This is a genomic window from Janthinobacterium sp. MP5059B (genome assembly GCF_001758645.1).
GTDB classification, from domain to species: Bacteria; Pseudomonadota; Gammaproteobacteria; order Burkholderiales; family Burkholderiaceae_D; genus Janthinobacterium; species Janthinobacterium lividum.
Genome location: NZ_LRHX01000009.1, coordinates 144,693 through 162,496, shown reverse-complemented (window position 1 = coordinate 162,496; position 17,804 = coordinate 144,693). Strand labels below are relative to the sequence as shown.

Below are 17,804 nucleotides of genomic sequence, written 5' to 3'. Positions count from 1 at the left end.
TTGATGCCGGACATCCCGCGCGCCATTTCCCCTGCGGCGCGCTTTTTTATTGAGATAGGCCCTACTTCCATGTCGCAGTGCATTTTGACGTCGTGCATCCTGAAAATCGCGCTCGACACGCCCTTGAACGCCCTGTTCGACTACCGCTGGAACGCGGCGGTGGATGCCGGCGCGGACGCGCCGCTGCCGCAAGTAGGGCAGCTGGCGCTGGTGCCGTTCGGCCGGCGCGAAGTGATGGGGCTGATTGTCGGCGTATCCGACAGCACCGATGTGCCCGCCGCGAAATTGAAGGATGTGCTGGCCGTGCGCAGCCAGCTGGCGCCCCTGTCGGGACAATGGCTGGCGCTGGCTGCCTTTGCCGCCGATTACTACCAGCGTCCGCTCGGTGAAGTGGCGCTGCCAGGTTTACCGAAGAATTTGCGCGTGCTGACCACCGTGGCGCTCGACCGCGCCATCAAGAAGCTGGGCAAGCTGGCCGACGCGCATGACGGCACGCCGTTGAACATGCCGGCGCTCAACCCGGCGCAGCAGGAAGCGGCGGACGCCATCGGCGGCGCCCAGGGTTTCAAGCCAACCCTGCTGTACGGCGTGACGGGCAGCGGCAAGACGGAAGTGTATCTGCAAGCCTGCGCCCAGGTGCTGGCGCGCGAGGACGATGCGCAAATCCTGATTTTGGTGCCGGAAATTAACCTCACGCCCCAGCTGGAAGGCAATATCCGCGCGCGCTTTCCCGGCGTCATGCTGGCCACCCTGCACAGCAGCCTGTCCGAAGGCGAGCGCATGCTGCACTGGCTGGCCGCGCACCAGGGCCAGGCGCGCATCGTGCTCGGCACGCGATTGGCCATCCTGGCGTCCTTGCCGAAACTCAAACTCATCGTCATCGACGAGGAACACGACCCGTCGTACAAGCAACAGGAAGGCTTGCGCTATTCGGCGCGCGACCTGGCCGTGTGGCGCGCCTGGCAATTGCAGATCCCCATCGTGCTCGGTTCGGCCACGCCGTCGCTGGAAAGCTGGCACCATGCACAGACGGGGCGCTACCGCAAGCTGGAATTGCGCGAACGGGCCGTCAAGAATGCGGTGTTGCCGCGCGTCAAGATTTTGGACATGGAGCGCGACAAGCCGAAAGACGGCCTGACTTCGCATCTGGTAGCCGCCTTGAAACTGCGTATGGAGCGCGGGGAACAGTCGCTGTTGTTTCTGAACCGGCGCGGCTATTCGCCCGTGATCTGCTGCGAATCGTGCGGCTGGATCAGCAATTGCACGCGCTGCACTTCGTTCATGGTGCTGCACAAGCCCGAACACCGCTTGCGCTGCCACCATTGCAGCCTGGAATTGCGCATTCCCCGCCATTGCCCCACCTGCGGCAACGTCGACCTGCAGCCGCTGGGACGCGGCACGCAGCGGGTGGAAGAGGGCTTGCAGCAATTGTTTCCCGAGGCGCGGATCTTGCGCATCGACGCCGATTCCACGCGCAAGAAGGGCAGCGCCCAGGAAGCGTTCGACACCGTGCACCGGGGCGACGTGGATATCTTGATCGGCACGCAGATGGTGGCCAAGGGCCACGATTTCAAAAAGCTGACCCTGGTCGGTATCTTGAATCCGGACACGGCCCTGTTTTCCCAGGATTACCGGGCCAGCGAACGGCTGTTCGCCCAGCTGATGCAGGTGGCGGGCCGGGCCGGGCGCGCCGCGCAGACGGCAGGGGGCAGCGTGTCCGAGGTGCTGATCCAGACGCGCTATGCGCGCCATCCGCTGTACGACGCCGTCGTCAACCACGATTACGACCACTTCGCCACCACCTTGCTGGAAGAGCGGGCCCAGGCGGCGCTGCCGCCGTACCTGTTCCAGGCCCTGCTGCGCGCGGAAGCCCCGGAGCTGGCCACGGCCATCGAGTTCCTGCAGGCGGCCAAGGAATGCATGGAACACCCGCAGGTGACCATCAACGACCCGATTCCCATGAGCATGACGCGCGTCTACAACGTGGACCGCGCCCAGCTGCTGCTGGAATCCGCCTCGCGGCCCGCGCTGCAGGCGTTTTTAAAAGAATGGCTGACGGAATTGCGCGCCATGAAGACGCGCGTGAAATGGTCGCTGGAAGTGGACCCGCTGGATATTTAATGAATTCACTGAATTAGTTCAGATAGTCGCGCGCGGACTTGACGATCTGCTCGGACAGCAGCTTGGTAAACGGCGTGTCCAGGGTCCACGCATGCCAGCTCAGCGGTACGTCCAGGGTGCTGCCCGGCATCAGATCCACGAGACGGTCTGTTGCCAGCGCCTGCGCGGCCAGGCGCTGCGGCATCAAGCCGTAGGCGAGGCCATCCTGGACACAGCCGCGGCGCGTCGCTTCCACGGGTAAGGTGTGGTGCGGAAACGGTTCACGCATGCTCAATTGTTCAGCAAGGAAACGCGCCAGCAAGCCGTGCTGGCCCACCACGGCGGGCGCCAGTTGCACCGCCTCGGCAATAAAACCATCGCCGAACCAGTGGCCGGCAAATACGGGTGTTGCCACGCAGACATAGCGCAAGGTGCCCAGCGGCGTGACGCTGGTGGCGGCCGCCGCATCGATCGCTGTGCCGGACTCGGCTGCCACGCAGCCAAACACGGAGCCGTCGCGCACCATCTGCAAGGCGCTGTCGCTGTCGGCCAGGCGCACGTCGAGCTGGCAGCGCGGTGGCGCCAGCAGGGCGGACAAGGTGTCGGGAAACCACGTGGCCAGGCTGTCGGCATCGATGGCGATGGCGATTTCCGGCATGCTGACGCTGTTGCCCAGGTCGATGTCGAGCGACGCTTCCATCAGCTTGACGTTGCGGTGATGCACGATCAGGCGCTGGCCCAGTCCCGTCGGCACGGCTGGCTGGCCACGGATGATCAGCAGGCGCCCGCTGGCGTCTTCCAGCGCCTTGATGCGCTGCGAGACGGCCGACTGGGTGATGCCCAGCGCCAGGGCGGCCTTGTCGAAACTGCCATGGCTGGCAACGGCGTCCAGCACGGCCAGCGCGCGATAATCGAGTGGTCCCATTAGCTTAGCTTATAAATTTTGAAAATGATTAGTTATACTAATGCATATATTGCTGCAAAGTAAAACCTTATTTTTGGCAAACGGGTAGTATCGAACGCTGTGAGCAACCTCAGTGGATGGATAGCACCATGAAGACGATACGAGTGGATGTGGCCGTGATCGGCAGCGGCACGGCCGGCATGACGGCGCACAAGGCGGCGCGCATGCAGGGCAAGCGCGTACTGATGATCGAAAGCGGACCGTACGGCACGACCTGCGCGAGGGTGGGCTGCATGCCCAGCAAACTCCTGATTGCGGCGGCCGAGGCGGCCCATGCCGTGGCTGCCGCGCCGGCTTTTGGCGTGCACCCGGGCCCCGTGCGCATCGATGGCCGGCAAGTGATGGCCAGGGTGCGCAGCGAGCGCGACCGTTTTGTCGGCTTCGTGCTCGACGGCGTCAACGCCATCCCTGACGAAGAAAAACTGCGTGGCCATGCACGTTTTATTTCCCCCGGCACATTGCAGGTGGATGAGCATACGCTTGTCGAAGCTACCAGCGTGGTGATCGCCACCGGTTCCACGCCCATCGTGCCGCCCGAGTGGCAGGCGGCGGGAGACAGGGTCATCACCAGCGACGCCGTGTTCGAGTGGACGGATTTGCCAGGCTCCGTGGCCGTGGTTGGCAGCGGCGTCATCGGCCTGGAATTGGGCCAGGCGCTGGCGCGGCTGGGCGTGCGCGTGACCTTGTTTGCGCGTGGCAATAAAGTCGCGCAGCTGACGGACCCGCTGGTGCTGCGGGAGGCGGATGCCGTGCTGGCGCGCGAACTCGATATCCGTTTCATGACCAAGGTTGCGCACATGGCAAAAGCGCCTGACGGCAGCGGCATCCTGCTCACCAGCAGCGATGCCGCCGGCGTGGAAAAAACCGAGCAGTTCGAGTATGTGTTGGCCGCCATCGGCCGGGCGCCGAACGTGGACAAGATCGGCCTGGAAACGGCGCAAATCGAACTCGACCGCCACGGCATTCCCCTGCATGACCCGCATACCATGCAGTGTGGCAAGAGCGCCATCTTCATTGCCGGGGATGCCGACAACGCACTGCCGCTGCTGCCCGAAGCGGCCGACGAGGGCCGCATCGCGGGCGACAACGCGGCGCGCTTTCCTGACGTCAAACCAGGCTTGCGCCGCACGCCGTTGACGATTGCCTTCACGGAGCCGCAGATCGCCACCCTGGGCGCGACGTACCAGCAATTGTGCGTGAGCCATGCAGGCCGCTTCGCCGTCGGTGCCGTGTCATTCGGCAACCAGGGCCGCAGCCGCGTGATGCTGCAAAACCAGGGCTTGCTGCGCGTGTATGCGGAATTTGGCAGCAAGCGCTTTCTTGGCGCCGAGCTGATCGGCCCAAGGGCGGAACACCTGGGCCATCTGCTGGCCTGGGCATGCCAGGCGCAGCTGACGGTGCCAGCCATGCTCGACATGCCGTTTTACCACCCCGTCATCGAGGAAGGCGTGCGCACGGCCTTGCGCGAACTGGCGCTGCACCTGGAAAAAGACCCGGAACACGCGCCCGGCTGCGCCGATTGCACACCTGGGCCCTGAATGCAACTTTATGATTTATATAATTTTGTAGACAAGCTCACATGATTGCGCGATCATCGCTGCCACATTGAAATATTGATTAAAAGCAAAAAACATTTCAATTGGCACATGCCGCCCATGCCGCAATGGTAAAAAGGGTAGCGGCTGGCGATGACACGGAGACGATGTGAAAATTCGGCGCATTTACGCGGGAGAACTCGCCCTGGGCGTGGCCCTGCCCTGGGACGTGCACGGCGAGACGGGCAGCCTGCTGGCCAGGCTGGGCCATGTCATCAGCAGCGAGAACCAGATCGCATTGCTGCTGGCGCATGGCGTCATCGCCGATACCAGTGCGGACGTGCCGCGCACGGCCACGGAAGCGCCGTCGGCCCTGCGCATGCTGAACCTTGTCACGGCAGGGCTGGCCCTCGTCCTGCCGGCCATTGCCGCCGGGCAGGCGGGCAGCCACCTATCCCTCGCGCCGCTGGCGCAGCTGGTGGAAGAGGCTGTTGCGCTGGATGCGGACGTGGCGCTGGCTTGCATCCTGCACAACCAGGGCGCGGGCGACTTTGCCGTGCGCCACAGCGTCGACACGGCCGTTATCACGGCCCTGCTGGCGCGCGCCCTGAAACTCGATGATGGCGTGATCCGCAGCGTGGTGCTGGCCGCGCTGAGCATGAATGTGGGCATGCTGGAACGCCATGCGGATTTCCAGCACAAGGCGGGACCGCTGGACGCGCAGGAGCGGGCCTATTTGCGCGCTCATCCGCAAGCCGGTGTCGACCTGCTGCGCGCGGCGGGCGTCACGGACGCCGTCTGGCTGCAGGCCGTGCTGCAGCACCATGAAAATATCGATGGCAGCGGCTATCCGCTGGGCACGCAAGGCGAGGCGATTGGCATCGGCGCGCGCCTGATCATGCTGGCCGACCGCTATTGCGCGCGCGTTTCGAAGCGCAGCTACCGCCAGCCCTTGCTGCCGAACGTGGCCCTGCGCGAAATGCTGATGGCCGACAAGGCCACGCTGGATGCGCCGCTGGCGTCCCTGCTGGTGCGCGAGCTGGGCATCTACCCGGTCGGCACCTTCGTCAAACTGCTCAATGGGGAAATCGGCGTCGTCACGCGCAAGGGCTTGAATGCCGCCACGCCGCACGTGCAGTCGCTGATCGGCCCCCGCGGCGCGCGCCTGGACGTGCCGCTGCGGCGCGATACGCGCGTGGACTTGCACGCCATCCGCGAAGTGCTCAGTGCGGAGCAGGCGGGTTTGCAGTTTCGCCCTGATCAGCTGTGGGGCCGCAGCGCGCGAATGTAGCCCAGGCGCTTAGTTCAGCAAGCCCGCATCCAGCCGCCCTTCGACTGCCAGTTCGCGCATGATGCGCACGGTGTCGATGTCGGACTCCTTGTAGGCGGAACGGCGGAAGTCGTCGTACAGGGCGTTGGCCGCATCGGTGGCCGCGTCGTGGCCATCGTCGTACTGGAAGCGCACCCACATGCTCGCTTCGTCGGGCATTTCGATGGTCATCACCAGCGAGGACGCGCTGATATCCTTTTGCGCCGGCACTTCGTAGCGTACCTGCAATTGCGGCACCAGCACCACCCTGTCGTTGATGACCAGCTCGCCATAGCGCAGGCTGCGCGCGAAGCCGGTATCGCTGCGCTCGCTGATCTGGCATTCATCGAGGTGCGGCACGAACAGCTTCGGCGACTCGGCGCGCAAGACCAGGCCGCGCCAGACTTGCTCCAGGGTCAAGGTGTCGATCAGCGGGTTCAAAGGATCGTTGATTTCAATCAGGTGTTCAAATTTCATGGGACTGCCATTCGGTAAGTGGGCGCACACGGGCGATATAGGCGGAATGGTACTCCAGGCGTGGCCGTGCCGCACGCATTGCATGGGTCAAGATGGCGTCAGATGGCGATATATCAATGCCATTGCCTGTTTTTCAGGCATGGCCCGCCATGCAAATAGCCTGCGCGACGCTGTTACAATGGGCTGCTGTTCCCTGCGGAAATACCCTGATGTCCAAAGCACCACAGTTCGGTCTGAATGCGCCCCAAAGCGAAGCGGTTACCTATCTCGACGGCCCTTGCCTGGTGCTGGCGGGCGCCGGCTCGGGCAAGACGCGCGTGATCACGCAAAAGATCGCCCATCTGATCGAAGACCGGGGCTATGACCCGCGCACCATCGCCGCTTTGACCTTCACCAACAAGGCGGCGCTGGAAATGCAGGAGCGCATCGCCAAGCTGTTGAAACAGCCGCGCCAGGCCAAGCAGTTGACGGTGTCGACCTTCCACTCGCTGGGCGTGAAAATCCTGCGCCAGGAAGCCAATGGCGTGGGGCTGAAGGACCGCTTTTCCATCATGGACAGCGACGACTGTTTTTCGCTGGTGCAAGACCTCGCCATTACCACCGATAAACAGGTCATTCGCGGCATCCAGAACGCCATGTCCTTGTGGAAAAATGGCCTGATTGACCCGGACATGGCGCTGGCACAAGCCAAGGATGAGGACGAGGCGAACGCGGCGCGCATCTACCGCAGCTATGTGGCAACGCTCTCTGCCTACCAGGCCGTCGATTTCGACGACCTGATCCGCTTGCCGGTGGAACTGTTCCGCAACAATGGACCTGTGCGCGACAAGTGGCAGCGCCGTTTGCGCTATCTGCTCGTCGATGAATACCAGGATACGAACACCTGCCAGTACGAACTGGTGAAACTGATGGTGACGGGCATCGGCAAGAAGCCGATGTTTACGGCCGTGGGCGACGACGACCAGGCCATCTACGCGTGGCGCGGCGCCACCGTGGAAAACCTGAAGACCCTGGAGACGGATTTCCCCGATTTGCGCGTGATCAAGCTGGAGCAGAATTACCGCTCCACCATGCGCGTGCTCAATGCAGCCAATGCCGTCATCGGCAACAATCCTAAATTGTTTGAAAAGTCGCTGTGGTCCGAACATGGCCTGGGCGAGCCGATCAAGGTGCTGGGCATGCAGACGGACGAGCAGGAGGCGGAGCAGGTCGCCATCATGATCTCGGCCGACCATTTTGAACGCAAGAATAAATTTTCCGATTACGCCATTTTGTACCGGGGCAACCACCAGGCGCGCATCATCGAGCAGTGTTTGCGCAAGGAACGCATTCCGTACACGATCTCGGGCGGCCAGAGCTTCTTCGACAAGGCCGAGATCAAGGACATCATCAGCTATCTGCGCCTGCTGGCCAATGAGGATGACGACCCGGCTTTCATCCGCGCCGTGACGACGCCGCGCCGTGGCGTGGGGCAGTCGACCCTGGAGGTGCTGGGCGCGTTCTCGGGGCAGTGGCAGTGCTCGCTGTTCCAGGCCGTCTTCAAGGGCGGCATCGAGGCCAAGCTGACGGACCGCCAGCTGGGTCCGCTGCGCGACTTCTGCAACTTCATCAACGACCTCGAATCGCGCGCCAGCCGTCCGGGCGCGGCCGGCAGCGGCGACAACGCGGCCGAAGTGCTGGATGACATGATGAAGGAAATCCACTACGAATCGTATCTGTACGATGCCTTCGAGGAACGCCAAGCGCAAAGCAAGTGGCAGAATGTGCTGGAATTCGTCAACTGGCTGAAGGAACGGGGCCGGGGCGGCAAGGACCGCGATGGCGAAGAAAAGAACGTGCTGGAATTGACGCAGATGGTGGCCTTGATGACCATGCTCGAGGGCAAGGACGAGGAGCAGGACGCCGTGCGCATGTCGACCCTGCACGCGTCGAAAGGTCTCGAGTTTCCGCACGTGTTTCTGGTGGGCGTGGAAGAGGGGATCTTGCCGCACAAGGGCGACCCTGACGCGCCGGCCGAAACCATCGCCGCGCGCATCCAGGAAGAGCGGCGTTTGATGTATGTGGGCATCACGCGGGCCCAGCGTACCTTGCACATTACCTGGTGCAAGAAGCGCAAGCGGGCTGGCGAGCAAGTCCATTGCGACCCGTCGCGCTTCATCAAGGAAATGGAACTCGACGTGGGCGATGCCGTGCCGACGGAAGCGGAAGTGATTTCGCCCAAGGAGCGTTTGGCGCGCATGAAGGCGCTGTTGGCCGCGCCGAAAGGGTAAGCGGCGCTCAGGCTTCCACGGCGCCGTCTGGCGTGGTTTTTGGCACGATGGCCAGCTGCATGCCCAGCGCATCGAGCATCTTTAAAATGGTTTCGAAGCGCGGCTTGCTGCCTTCGCGCAAGGCTTTATACGCGCCTTCGCGCGTGATGTCGGCCCTGGCCGCCACCTTGCCCATGCCGTAGGCGCGCACCACGTCGTTCATGGCGGACTGGAACAGTTCGGCATTGCCGGTGGCGACGATTTCGCTCATGTAGGCGGCCACGGCGGCCTTGCTGGTCAGGTGTTGTGTCGGGTCAAATTTGCTCAGTCCCAATGCTTCCAGGTCGTCGAGGTCGAAGGTGTCGTGGTCGATGTCGTGGTTCATTTCTTTCGTGCTCCTGTGGAGGGGCTTGCCGCCGCTTTTTTGAGGGCCGCCTGCCGGGCTTTCAGCTCCCGGAGGATTGCTTGCGCCTGCTTGATGTCACGCTGCTGGCTGGATTTGTTGCCGCCCAACAGCAGCAAGATCAGGGTGCCCCGGTTCGTTTCATGAAAATACACGCGCCAGCCTGGCCCCGTCTGTAAAAAGCGCAGCTCGCACACGCCTTCACCCACTGGCCGCCAGTCGCCACCGTGCTGCAAGTGCTTGATGCGCGCGTCGATGGCGGCGGCCGCAACATCGTGCGGCGAGTCTTCCCAGCGCCGGTATTCGGCCGTCTTGCGCGTGTCGATCAGCGGTGGTTCGGGTGGCGTGGATGTAGTTATTGTAATCGGTTGTTCTCATTCGTCAAGCGATTTGAGAGGGCCAAACGAAAGAATAGGCAGCAATGGCCGTCTGACCGATGGCGAATGGACGAGGTTTGTCCTGGCTCACGCTACTGCGGCGGTAGAATGCCGCTTTCAGTCAGAAATGAGCAGAAGCACCATGGACAATGCAGAACAGATGGAAGTACGTTTCGTCGATATTGAAATCAAGCTGGCGCAGCAGGAAGACCTGGTCGAGTCGCTGAACCAGATGGTGTACCAGCAGGGCAAGCGCATCGACCAGCTCGAGGCGATGCTGCACAAGCTGGGCGAACATGTGCGCGACGGGGCGCAGCAGGCAAATGGCGGGCTGGTCAACGAACGTCCGCCGCATTACTAAATCGGCATCGTGGAGCGGGGCGCATGAAAACCATACATTACCCGCCGACCCGTTAAGGTCAGTCGTTGCGGGTGACGCAAGTGTGTCAGGCTGTTATTATTTCAAGCTGGCCCGCGACACAATCGCGGCTCTCTTGCGCTCCTAGAAAGTAGACATGACCCGTCCAACAATGCTCGTCATCGCCGCCAGCCTGATGCTGGCGCCAGCCGCTGCCGCTTTTGCCGCCACCGCCCCCACAGCACCTGCCGCTACCGCGGCGGCAACGCTGCCCGCTTCGAACCCGTTTGCGCAGGCCAGCAGCCTGCCATTCAACTATCCGCCGTTCGACAAGGTGCAGGATGCCGACTATGCGCCCGCCTTTACGGCAGGCATGGCCGCCAACCTGGCGGAAATCAACGCGATTGCGAATAACAAGAAGCCAGCTACCTTCGACAACACCATCGTGGCCATGGAACGCTCGGGCCAGTTGCTGAGCCGCGTGCGCACCGTGTTTTCCGTGATGTCCGGTTCGAATACGAATGAGACGATCCAGGGCCTGGAGCGCGAACTGGCGCCGAAAATGGCGGCCCATAGCGACGCGATCATGCTCAACGATAAATTGTTCAAGCGCATCGACACCCTGTACGCCAAGCGCGACAAGCTGGGCCTGGATGCGGAATCGAAACGCCTGCTGGAACGCTATCACACGGACTTCGTGCGCGCCGGCGCCAAGCTGTCGGCGGCCGACAAGGAAAAGCTGCGCGCCTATAACGGCCAGCTGGCTGCCCTGTCGACCAAGTTCGCGCAGAACGTGCTGAAGGAATTGAACGCCTCGGCCGTCGTCGTCGATACGCGCGAAGAACTCGACGGCCTGTCGCCGGCCGCCATCGAGGTGGCTGCCGGCCTGGCCAAGAAGCGCGGCCTGGATGGCAAGTATGTGATCGCTCTCGTCAATACGACGGGCCAGGCGCCGCTGTCGCTGCTGACCAACCGCGCCTTGCGCGAACGCATCATGGCCGCTTCGCAAGCGCGCGGCAGCCGTGGCGGCGAGTTCGACAATACCCAGGAAGTGCTGGAACTGGCAAAACTGCGCGCCGAACGTGCCGCGCTGATGGGCTACCCGAACTACGCGGCGTATTCGCTGGAAGACCAGACGGCGCACGACACGACCGCCGTGAACGCTTTGCTGGGCGAACTGGCGAAGCCGGCCGTCGTCAACGCGCGCCGTGAAGCGGACGATATCCAGAAGGTCATCGATGCAGGCAAAGGCGGCTTCAAGGTGGGCGCTGCCGACTGGGCCTTCTATAGCGACAAGGTGCGCGCCGAACGCTACAACTTCGACGAGACTCAGTTGAAACCATACTTTGAAATGCACAGCGTGCTGACCAAGGGCGTGTTCTTTGCTGCTGGCAAATTGTATGGCTTGACCTTCAAGCAGCGCACCGACTTGCCTGTCTACACGTCCGACATGCTGGTGTACGATGTCTTCAATGAAGACGGCACGCAGCTGGCCATCTTCACGCTCGACCCTTACGCGCGCAGCAACAAGCGCGGCGGCGCCTGGGCGAATGCCTACGTGGGCCAGTCGGCCTTGCTGAACCGCAAGCCGGTGATTGCGAATAACCTCAACATTCCGAAGCCGGAAGCGGGTCAGCCGACCCTGATGACGTTTGACGAAGTCAACACCATGTTCCACGAATTCGGCCATGCGCTGCACGGCATGTTTTCGAACGTGAAATACCCGCGCTTTGCCGGCACCAGCGTGCCGCGCGACTTCGTCGAATACCCGTCGCAAGTCAATGAAATGTGGGCGCTGTGGCCGGAAGTGCTGCAAAACTATGCCAAGCACTATCAGACGGGCGCGGCTATCCCGGCCGAACTGCTGGCGAAAGTGACGGCGGCCGACAATTTCAACCAGGGCTATAAAACCACGGAATACCTGGCATCGGCCCTGCTGGATCAGCGCTGGCACCAGCTGACCCCGGCACAGATCCCGACCGACGTGCTGGCGTTTGAAAAAGCCGCCTTGACGGATGCCGGCGTCGATTTCGCCCCGGCGCCGCCGCGCTACCGCACCACGTATTTCTCGCACGTGTTCGCGGGCGGCTATTCGGCCGGCTACTACGCGTATCTGTGGTCGGAAAAGCTCGATGCCGACACGGTCGAGTGGTTCAAGGAAAACGGCGGCCTGACGCGCAAGAACGGCGACTGGTTCCGCAATAAACTGCTGTCGCGCGGCGGCAGCGCCGATGCGCTCGACATCTACCGCAACTTCCGCGGCCGCGATGCGAAGATCGAGCCGCTGCTGGAACGCCGTGGCTTGAACGCCAAGTAATGCCCGTTCACCGGCCTGGCCGGTACTGAACATCGATGGCCGCCCCGCAACGGGCGGCCATTTTTATTTGGAGTTTTTGATTGTAGACCGTGGTAAACCGCGCATTTGGCGTGATGCACCACAGGATCGCCCATGTTGGATGACGCCTGTGTGACAGGCTGCTATGATCTGCCACTGGCCCGCGACGCGATCGCGGTTCTTCCCCGCGCTTCCTGAAAGATGTCATGATCCGTCCACAACTGCTCGTCATCGCCGCCAGCGTCATGCTGGCCCACGCCGCTCCGTCCGCCATGGCTGCCGCCACCGCAAAATCCGCGCCCGCCGCCGCCGTCAGCGCCCAGAACCCCCTGCTCAAAGCCAGCCCGCTGCCATTCCAGATGCCGCAGTTCGGCCTGATCAAGGACGCGCACTATGCGCCGGCGTTTGCCGAAGGCATGAAACGCCAGCTGGCCGAAGTCAACGCGATTGCCAGCAACCGCCAGGCGCCCACGTTTGAAAACACCATCGTGGCCCTCGAGCGCACGGGGCAGTTGCTGCACCGCGTGCAAAGCATCTTCAGCAACATGACCTCGACCAACACGAACAGCGTGCTGGAAGCGGTGGAAGTGGACGTGTCGCCGAAGCTGGCCGCGCACGCCGATGCGATCACCCTGAATCCGAAACTGTTTACCCGCATCGACACCCTGTACGCCAAGCGCGACAAGCTGGGCCTCGACGCCGAATCCCTGCGCCTGCTGGAGCGCTATCACACGGATTTCGTGCGCGCCGGCGCCAAGCTGTCCGATGCGGACAAGGAAAAATTGAAAGCCTACAACGCCGAGCAGGCGGGCCTGGAAACTGCCTTCGCGCAAAACGTGCTGAAGGAAACGAATGCCAAGAGCATCGTCGTCGACACGCGCGCCGAACTGGCCGGCATGACGGACAGCGATATCGATACGGCCGCCTCGGCAGCCAAGGAGCGCGGCTTGACGGGCAAGTTCGTCATCGCCCTCGTCAACACCAGCGGCCAGCCGCCGCTGGCCGTATTGACGGATCGCAAGACGCGCCAGCGCCTGATGGATGCGTCGCTGAACCGCGGCAGCCAGGGCGGCGAGTTCGACAACCGCGCCATCGTGCTGAAGCTGGCCAAATTGCGCGCCGAACGGGCCACCCTGCTCGGTTACGCCAATTACGCCGCCTACTCGCTGGAAGACCAGACGGCCAAGACGACCACGGCCGTCAACACCTTGCTGTCGGAATTGGCGAAACCGGCTGTTGCCAACGCGCGCCGCGAAGCGGCCGACCTGCAGCAAGTGGTCGATGCCGAGAAGGGCGGCTTCCAGGTGGCGGCCGCCGACTGGGCCATCTACACGGACAAGCTGCGCAAGCAACGTTTCAATTTCGATGAAAACGAGCTGAAACCGTACCTGGAATTGAACAGCGTGCTGAACAATGGCGTCTTCTTTGCCGCCAATAAACTGTACGGCATCAGCTTCAAGGAACGCAAGGACTTGCCGGTATATAACCCGGACGTGCGCGTCTACGACGTGCTCGACGCCAACGGCAAGCCGCTGGCCCTGTTCATCGCCGACTTCTATGCGCGCGGCAACAAGCATGGCGGCGCGTGGATGAATGAATACGTGTCGCAATCGTCGTTGATGGGCACGCATCCGGTGGTGGCCAACCAATTGAACATTCCGAAGCCGCCCGCCGGCCAGCCGACCTTGCTGACGTTCGATGAAGTGACGACCATGTTCCACGAATTCGGCCATGCGCTGCACGGCATGTTTTCGAACGTGAAATACCCGCGCTTTGCCGGCACCAGCGTGCCGAGCGACTTCGTCGAGTATCCATCGCAAGTCAATGAAATGTGGGCCGTCTGGCCGGAAGTGCTGCAAAACTATGCCAAGCACTACCAGAGCGGCGCGGCGATGCCGCAGGAATTGCTCGACAAGGTCACGGCCGCGAAGAAATTCAACCAGGGCTTCATGACGACGGAATACCTGTCGGCGGCCTTGCTGGACCAGCGCTGGCACCAGCTGGCGCCGAGCCAGATCCCGACCGACGTGCTGGCCTTTGAGGCGGCCTCGCTGAAGGATGCAGGCGTCGACTACGCACCCGTGCCACCGCGCTACCGCACCAGCTACTTCTCGCACAGCTTCTCGGGCGGCTACTCGGCAGCGTATTACGCCTACCTGTGGTCGGAAAAGCTGGACGCGGAATCGGTCAACTGGTTCAAGGAAAACGGCGGCCTGACGCGCAAGAATGGCGACTGGTTCCGCAGCAAATTGCTGTCGCGCGGCGGCAGCGTCGATGCGCTGCAACTGTTCCGCGACTTCCGCGGCCGCGATGCCACCGTGGAACCATTGCTGGAACGCCGCGGCTTGAACGCGAAGTAAGGCGTCCCCATCAGAAGCTTGCGTTGCGTTGACATGGCGCACGCAAGCTTTCCGTGCCGGCGGCGTAGAATTGAGTAAGATGTAAATAAGAAGGCAGTCGAAAGAGTATATGAGTCAGCAAGATTTGAATGGCATTACCCTGGAAGGTATCGTGACGCGTCTGCAGGCCCACTACGGTTGGGACGGCTTGGCCAAGCACATCGATATCAATTGCTTCATCAGCGATCCCAGCATCAAGTCGAGCCTGAAGTTTTTGCGCAAGACCCCGTGGGCCAGGAGCAAGGTGGAACAGCTGTACCTGGACACGCAATTTACTGACTGACAGGAAAAAACATGGATAGCAAACTCAAGGAATCGCTGCAACAACTGCATTCGACACTGGAAACCAGCGGCCCCGTCGATGAAGAACTGCATGGTTTGCTGCAAAAACTCGATGTTGACATCAAGTTGCTGATGGAAAAGCGCGCCGCGCAGGAACAGGAAGAAGAATCGACCACCTATGGACTGGCCGAGCGCAGCCAGGAATTGTCGGCTAAGTTTGCCGTCAAGCATCCGAAACTGGAGCCGGCTTTACGCGAATTGGGTGAAATTCTCGCGAATATGGGGATTTGATCGGAGTCGATCGCTGTGCGCTGATCGGGGTCCGTCGCTACGCGATCGCAATGCGCCCCACTGGGGCGCGTTGCCCCGACGGGTCTGACCCCAAGGGCCTCTTTCTCCCAAGTAATTGAAAAATAAACGTTTTTTGTACTGAAATCCAACAGTAAAAAGCAGGCCGTCAGGTTGGAAATGGCCAATTCCGGTACAATCCGTACCCTATGAGCTCCCCTACCAATTTATTTGCGACCGTTCCCAAGCGGTCTGCCCGCGCTGCCGTGGCGCCTTTCCTGCCGATGTCGCGTGCCGAGATGGACGCGCTGGGCTGGGACCAGTGCGACGTCATCCTCGTCACGGGCGACGCCTACATCGACCATCCGAGTTTCGGCATGGCCCTGGTCGGCCGCCTGCTCGAAGCGCAGGGTTACCGAGTCGGCATCATCAGCCAACCGGACTGGCTGTCGGCCGACGCGTTCCGCATCCTCGGCAAGCCGCGCCTGTACTACGGCATTACCGCCGGCAACATGGATTCCATGGTCAACCAGTACACGGCCGACCGCAAGATCCGCTCCGACGACGCCTACACGGCGAATGCGGAACCGAACAAGCGCCCGGACCGCGCCGTCACCGTGTACGCCCAGCGCGCGCGCGAAGCGTATCCCGACGTGCCCATCGTCATCGGCAGCATCGAAGCGTCGCTGCGCCGCATCGCCCATTACGATTACTGGTCGGACAAGGTCCGCCGTTCCGTCTTGCCCGATTCCAAGGCTGATTTGTTGATCTTCGGTAATGCCGAGCGGGCGCTGGTCGACCTGACCCATCGCCTGGCCGCTGGCGAATCGATCAAGGATATCCGCGACTTGCGCGGCACGGCCTTCATGGTGCCGTCCGGCTGGCTGCCCGGCGACGACTGGGGCGTGCACAATTCCACCCGCGTCGACGTGCCCGGCAAGATCGATCCGCACTACAGCCCGTACGAGATGGTGCAGGAAGACAAGACTGCCTGCGCCACGGAAAATGCGTCGAAATCGGCCGAAGTCATCAAGCCGATCCGCATCATGAGCCGCGAAGAGCGCCTGGCCATGGCCAAGGAAAAGCATGACAAGACGGTGGTGCGCCTGCCTGCCTACGACGTCGTCAAGGATGATCCCGTCATGTATGCGCACGCGTCGCGCGTGTTCCACCTGGAATCGAATCCCGGCAATGCGCGCGCCATGGTGCAGGCGCACGGCGAACGCGACGTGTGGCTCAACCCGCCGCCGCTGCCGCTGGCCATGGACGAGATGGATGGCGTGTACGACATGAATTACGCGCGCGCCCCGCACCCGAGCTATGGCAAGGCGCATATCCCCGCCTGGGAAATGATCCGCTTTTCCGTCAACATCATGCGCGGCTGCTTCGGCGGCTGTACTTTCTGCTCGATCACGGAACATGAAGGCCGCATCATCCAGAGCCGTTCGGAACCGTCGATCCTGCGCGAAATCGAGCATATCCGCGATAAAACCAAAGGCTTTACGGGCACCATTTCCGATATGGGTGGTCCGACGGCGAATATGTACCGCCTGGCGTGCAAAGAGAAAGAGATCGAAGTCTCGTGCCGCCGCCTGTCCTGCGTGTACCCGTCCATCTGCGTCAACCTGGGCACGGATCACAGCAAGCTCATTTCCCTGTACCGCAAGGCGCGCGCCATTCCGGGCATCAAGAAAGTGTTGATCAGCTCGGGCTTGCGCTACGACCTGGCCGTGCGTTCCCCCGAGTACGTCAAGGAACTGGTCACGCACCACGTCGGCGGTTTGCTGAAGATTGCTCCTGAGCACACGGAAGAGGGCACCTTGTCGAAGATGATGAAGCCCGGCATCGGCGCTTACGACGAGTTCAAGGAAATGTTCGACCGTTTCTCGCTGGAAGCGGGCAAGAAGCAGTATTTGATCCCCTACTTTATCGCCGCCCATCCGGGCACGACGGATGTGGACATGCTGAACCTGGCCTTGTGGCTGAAGAAAAACAATTTCAAGCTGGACCAGGTACAAACCTTCATGCCCACGCCGATGGCCATGGCGACGACCATGTATCACACGCGCAAGAATCCTTTGCGCAAGGTGACGGCAGACTCGGAAGTGGTGGAAACGGCCCGCAGCGGCAAGATCCGCCGCACGCATAAAGCCTTCCTGCGCTACCAGGACCCGGCCAACTGGCCGATCCTGCGCGAAGCGCTGGTCAACATGGGCCGTGGCGACTTGATCGGCAATGGCGACAAGCATTTGATCCCGGCCTGGACATCGTCGGAATCGGGCGGCCTGGCCGCAGGCGAACGCAGCCGCCAGACGCATGGCGCCGGTACGCCGGACAAGTTCAAGGTTACGCCAGGCAAGAACCGTATCGCCCTGGGCGGCACGGCCGCCGCACCGAAGGCGAGCGCCGTCGAATCGAAGGTGCGTCCATCGATCTTGTCGACCATCAAGACCAAGGCCAAGCCGGCCGCCGTGCCGATGGGCCGTGGCAGCAAGCCGCCAGCCAAGGGCGGCCATGCTGCGCCGGCACGGGGCGGACGCAAGTAAGCCAGCGTCACTGTTCCCGGCACCTGGGGCATCCTCTCGAAACCCGGCAACGCGTACTGCGTTGCCGGGTTTTTTGCTATCTGCGCCCCGGGATGGCGTGGCGGCAAGCCTTGGCAGCAGGATTTTTACCAATATTTAAAAAATGAATAGAGCAAAAGGCAATTTTCCCTTGTGGCAACTCA

General features: G+C 62.0%; 14 protein-coding genes. 10 read left to right on the top strand and 4 right to left on the bottom strand.

The window, feature by feature from the left end:
* Positions 1-69: 69 nt before the first annotated feature.
* Positions 70-2,121, top strand: a complete 2,052-nt coding sequence (locus JAB1_RS12630) for a primosomal protein N' (protein ID WP_070280152.1) — start codon at positions 70-72, stop codon at positions 2,119-2,121.
* A gap of 13 nt (positions 2,122-2,134) precedes the next feature.
* Here JAB1_RS12630 and JAB1_RS12625 read toward each other — a convergent pair whose 3' ends face one another.
* Positions 2,135-3,025 (bottom strand): ArgP/LysG family DNA-binding transcriptional regulator, encoded by an 891-nt coding sequence (locus tag JAB1_RS12625; RefSeq protein WP_070280151.1) that lies wholly within the window; start codon positions 3,023-3,025, stop codon positions 2,135-2,137.
* A 128-nt stretch (positions 3,026-3,153) separates the two neighbouring features.
* Between JAB1_RS12625 and JAB1_RS12620 the strand changes: the two genes are divergently transcribed.
* Complete coding sequence (locus JAB1_RS12620) at positions 3,154-4,602, top strand: dihydrolipoyl dehydrogenase (protein ID WP_034780910.1); 1,449 nt, start codon at positions 3,154-3,156, stop codon at positions 4,600-4,602.
* 166 nt (positions 4,603-4,768) lie between these two features.
* Positions 4,769-5,890, top strand: coding sequence for an HD domain-containing phosphohydrolase (locus JAB1_RS12615; RefSeq protein ID WP_254672077.1), 1,122 nt, complete (start codon positions 4,769-4,771; stop codon positions 5,888-5,890).
* 9 nt (positions 5,891-5,899) lie between these two features.
* Here the strand turns inward: JAB1_RS12615 and JAB1_RS12610 are convergent, their stop codons facing one another.
* Positions 5,900-6,385: an SRPBCC family protein gene (locus tag JAB1_RS12610; protein ID WP_034780908.1), complete on the bottom strand. Its 486-nt coding sequence runs from the start codon at positions 6,383-6,385 to the stop codon at positions 5,900-5,902.
* Between the two features lie 209 nt (positions 6,386-6,594).
* Between JAB1_RS12610 and JAB1_RS12605 the strand changes: the two genes are divergently transcribed.
* Entirely contained in the window at positions 6,595-8,655 is a 2,061-nt protein-coding gene (locus JAB1_RS12605) for a UvrD-helicase domain-containing protein (protein ID WP_051991465.1), read from the top strand.
* Between the two features lie 7 nt (positions 8,656-8,662).
* Here JAB1_RS12605 and JAB1_RS12600 read toward each other — a convergent pair whose 3' ends face one another.
* Together JAB1_RS12600 and JAB1_RS12595 are read right to left on the bottom strand one after the other, a co-directional pair.
* Complete coding sequence (locus tag JAB1_RS12600) at positions 8,663-9,019, bottom strand: addiction module antidote protein (RefSeq protein WP_052140027.1); 357 nt, start codon at positions 9,017-9,019, stop codon at positions 8,663-8,665.
* Complete coding sequence (locus JAB1_RS12595) at positions 9,016-9,363, bottom strand: type II toxin-antitoxin system RelE/ParE family toxin (RefSeq protein ID WP_071653347.1); 348 nt, start codon at positions 9,361-9,363, stop codon at positions 9,016-9,018. The genes JAB1_RS12600 and JAB1_RS12595 overlap by 4 nt, the downstream gene beginning before the upstream one ends.
* A 193-nt stretch (positions 9,364-9,556) precedes the next feature.
* Here JAB1_RS12595 and JAB1_RS12590 point away from each other — a divergent pair, with 193 nt between their 5' ends.
* From JAB1_RS12590 to JAB1_RS12565, 6 genes are all read left to right on the top strand, one after another.
* A complete protein-coding gene (locus JAB1_RS12590) occupies positions 9,557-9,775 on the top strand; it encodes a SlyX family protein (RefSeq protein WP_034753936.1) in 219 nt (72 codons plus the stop codon).
* A 154-nt stretch (positions 9,776-9,929) separates the two neighbouring features.
* Entirely contained in the window at positions 9,930-12,089 is a 2,160-nt protein-coding gene (locus JAB1_RS12585) for a M3 family metallopeptidase (RefSeq protein ID WP_254672075.1), read from the top strand.
* Between the two features lie 224 nt (positions 12,090-12,313).
* Positions 12,314-14,467, top strand: coding sequence for a M3 family metallopeptidase (locus tag JAB1_RS12580; protein ID WP_070280148.1), 2,154 nt, complete (start codon positions 12,314-12,316; stop codon positions 14,465-14,467).
* Between the two features lie 109 nt (positions 14,468-14,576).
* Positions 14,577-14,789, top strand: coding sequence for a VF530 family protein (locus JAB1_RS12575; protein WP_034780902.1), 213 nt, complete (start codon positions 14,577-14,579; stop codon positions 14,787-14,789).
* A gap of 11 nt (positions 14,790-14,800) precedes the next feature.
* The gene (locus JAB1_RS12570; protein ID WP_034753883.1) at positions 14,801-15,079 is read left to right on the top strand and encodes a DUF4404 family protein; all 279 of its coding nucleotides are present in this window, start codon (positions 14,801-14,803) and stop codon (positions 15,077-15,079) included.
* Positions 15,080-15,360: 281 nt separating this feature from the next.
* Entirely contained in the window at positions 15,361-17,622 is a 2,262-nt protein-coding gene (locus tag JAB1_RS12565; protein ID WP_070280187.1) for a YgiQ family radical SAM protein, read from the top strand.
* Positions 17,623-17,804: the final 182 nt, after the last annotated feature.